The following is a 558-nucleotide window of genomic DNA, read 5'->3' on the forward strand; positions in this document are numbered from 1 at the left end:
GCGCTGCATTGACGGCGTTATCTTGTCGCCGTACAGAATGGCTTTACCATTGAGGTTACGTGCAGCACGTCCAATGGTCTGAATCAAGGAACGTTCCGAACGCAGGAAGCCCTCTTTGTCAGCGTCCAGAATCGCCACCAGCGATACTTCGGGCATGTCCAGCCCTTCCCTAAGCAGGTTAATGCCCACCAGCACATCAAATTCGCCCAGCCGCAGATCACGGATAATCTCAACGCGCTCAACGGTGTCAATATCCGAGTGCAGATAGCGCACGCGCTCACCGTGCTCTTCCAGATATTCGGTGAGATCTTCCGCCATGCGTTTGGTTAACGTGGTGACCAGTACGCGCTCGTTCAACACAACGCGTTTGCGGATTTCAGACAACAAATCGTCCACCTGCGTCGCAACCGGACGGACTTCCAGTAACGGGTCAAGCAGCCCCGTAGGGCGCACCACCTGATCGACGACATCATCGCCGGAATGTTCCAATTCATAATTGCCGGGCGTCGCTGAGACATAGATGGTTTGCGGCGCGAGGGCTTGAAACTCCTCAAACTT

The 558-nt window shown here is 54.8% G+C and carries 1 protein-coding gene; it reads right to left on the minus strand.

The features are described 5' to 3' along the window. Positions 1 to 558, minus strand: a 558-nt coding sequence (locus J5224_RS34520; RefSeq protein WP_264629329.1) for a helicase-related protein, incomplete at both ends; no start/stop codon positions are given.

This window comes from Candidatus Symbiopectobacterium sp. NZEC135 (assembly GCF_025962695.1).